The organism is Microcystis sp. M53603_WE2, assembly GCF_030065435.1.
The window spans coordinates 1-2,516 of the sequence record NZ_JASJFF010000472.1; the positions used below are offsets into that span (position 1 = coordinate 1).

Below are 2,516 nucleotides of genomic sequence, written 5' to 3' on the forward strand. Positions count from 1 at the left end.
CAGTAGTTAAGTAGGGTGCGTTAGGCAATCCCTTGTTTTCAGGGAAAAAATCAAGAGCTAAATATTGCCGTAACGCACCACAAAGAAAAGTTTTTGGTGCGTTACGCTACGCTAACACACCCTACTTTTATAAGCCGCTATGACGGAGGAGAGGCTCGGTACTAGGTTCGCGACCGCGGAAAGCTTTAAAAACATTCATAGGATGGGAACTTCCCCCCATAGCTAAGACAGTATCGCGAAAACGGCGGCCGATCGCTTTCACTGCTTCTTCGTTATCTAATCCCACTTCCTCGAAAGCGGCAAAAGCATCGGCGCTGAGAACTTCTGCCCATTTATAACTATAGTAACCCGCCGCATAACCGCCAGCGAAAATATGCCCAAAAGAACATAAGAAAGCATCTTCTGGTAGGGGAGGAATGATCGTCGTCGTCGCCGCTAAACGCTGTCTGACTTGTTTAGGAGTTTCGCCGCCATTGGGTTGATAACGATGGTGTAATTCCAAATCTACTAAAGACAAATGTAACTGACGCAGCATAGCCGAACCGCTCATATAATTCTTAGCTAGGAGCAGTTTTTGATAGTAATGTTCGGGGAGAGTTTCACCGGTTTCGTAGTGTTTGGCCATACTCATTAAAGTAGGGCGATCATAACACCAATTTTCCATAAATTGACTGGGCAATTCCACCGCATCCCACTCAACGTTATTAATACCCGCTGCGCCGGAATAATCCACAGTGGTTAACATATGCTGTAAACCGTGGCCAAATTCGTGAAATAGGGTAGTTACCTCCTCAAAGGTCATTAAACTGGGGTTTCCGTCCACTGGAGGCGTTTGATTGCAGATTAAATAGGCCACAGGTAAACGCACCTCGGCACCAGTTTTGGCGCGACCGATACAGACATCCATCCAAGCACCGCCGCGTTTTTCGGCGGGACGACTGTAGGCATCGAGGTAGAAATAGGCGATTTTTTCGCCCTTTTCGTCGTTAATCTGGAAATAACGCACATCAGGATGCCAGATAGGTGCTTTACCGTCGGTAGCGATAATTTCCACCCCAAAAATCCGTTTAGCGAGGCTAAATATGCCTTCTAAAACCCGTGGTAGGGGGAAATAGGGGCGTAATTCCTCGGCACTAAAGTTAAACTTGGCCTGACGCTGTTTTTCTGACCAATAGGCTATATCCCAATGCTTGAGATCGTCGGTTCCCGCAAAAGTTTTTAAGGCCTCTAAATCCTGTTTTGCCGCTTTATAGCTTACTTGGCGTAAATTGTCAAGCAATTTCTCGATTTCATCCACAGAATTGGCCATTTTCCGGGCAAGACTGACCTCGGCGTAGGTACTATAACCTAAAAGATGGGCCTGTTCCTGACGAAGTTGCAAAATGCGATCGATTAAGGGATTATTATCCAATTCTCCCAGATCAGCCCGACTAACGTAGGCTTTATAGAGTTTTTCCCGCAATTCCCGATTATCGCTGTACTTCATAAAGGGGAAATAACTGGGAAAATCGAGGGTAATCACCCAGGGACCAGTTTCGGTGCTGGCGTTAGTTTCCCCTTGGCCCCGGGCGGTTTGGGCGGCTAAACTGAGGAGACTAGGGGGTAAACCGGCGATATCTTCTGGGGTTGTTAGTTTTAGTTGAAAAGCTTTGGTGGCATCGAGGAGGTTATTAGAAAATTTCGTGGTGATTTCCGCTAATTCCAGTTGAATCGCGTTAAATCTGTCTTTTTTCTCCCCTACCAATCCCACCCCGGCCAATTGGGCATCCCGCAGAGAAGCTTCGACAATGCGCTGTTGTGCCTCGTCTAATTGCCCCCAGCTTTCCCCTTGACGCAGGGACGAGAATGCCTCATAAATGGGTTTACTTTGGCTTAAACGGCTAATAAACTCGACTACCTGTGGTTGTACGGTTTCGTAAGCTTGACGCAATTCCGGGCTATTTTTTACCCCCATCAGATGACCGATAATCCCCCAACTCCAGCTTAAACGTTCTTCGATCCGGGTGAGGGGTTCGACTAATTTTTCCCAGGTGGGGGCAATCTGCGCTTCTAAATCGGTTAATTCTCTGGCCAGTTCCTGCAAAAGTTGCGTCATGCCAGGGACAATTAGGCCGGGTTGGATTTGGTCAAAAGCCGGTAATCCTTGACCGGCAAGCAGCGGGTTACTGGTGTTCGTCATAATTGTTGGTCTGGAAGGGTGGGTAATCTGTATCTTTTACTACCCTAACCCAAATCCCCGACCATCTATCCGGGCGATCGAACGCCGGAGCTTTTTCAGTGGGGTGTGGGGTGTGGGGTGTGGGGTGTAGGGTGTGGGGTGTAGGGTGTAGGGAAAGAAACCTCTTTCATCTGTGGGGGTGAAAATTTTTTCATTGGGACTGCCTCTGTTGATCAAAGATAAGCAAAAATTATTTATTGACTCCAAAAACTTGAGAATATTTAAATTAACATTCCGCAATATTTACAAATTCTTAAGAATTAATTGAGAAAGATTTTTATTTAACAACGATGTTACA

2 protein-coding genes are annotated in these 2,516 nt (G+C 46.5%); both read right to left on the bottom strand.

Annotated elements, in window-relative coordinates:
* Positions 1–127 precede the first annotated feature (127 nt).
* Positions 128–2,179 (bottom strand): M3 family metallopeptidase, encoded by a 2,052-nt coding sequence (locus PX481_RS09760; RefSeq protein ID WP_002759920.1) that lies wholly within the window; start codon positions 2,177–2,179, stop codon positions 128–130.
* Between the two features lie 39 nt (positions 2,180–2,218).
* Positions 2,219–2,458, bottom strand: a complete 240-nt coding sequence (locus PX481_RS09765) for a hypothetical protein (protein ID WP_002759918.1) — start codon at positions 2,456–2,458, stop codon at positions 2,219–2,221.
* Positions 2,459–2,516: the final 58 nt, after the last annotated feature.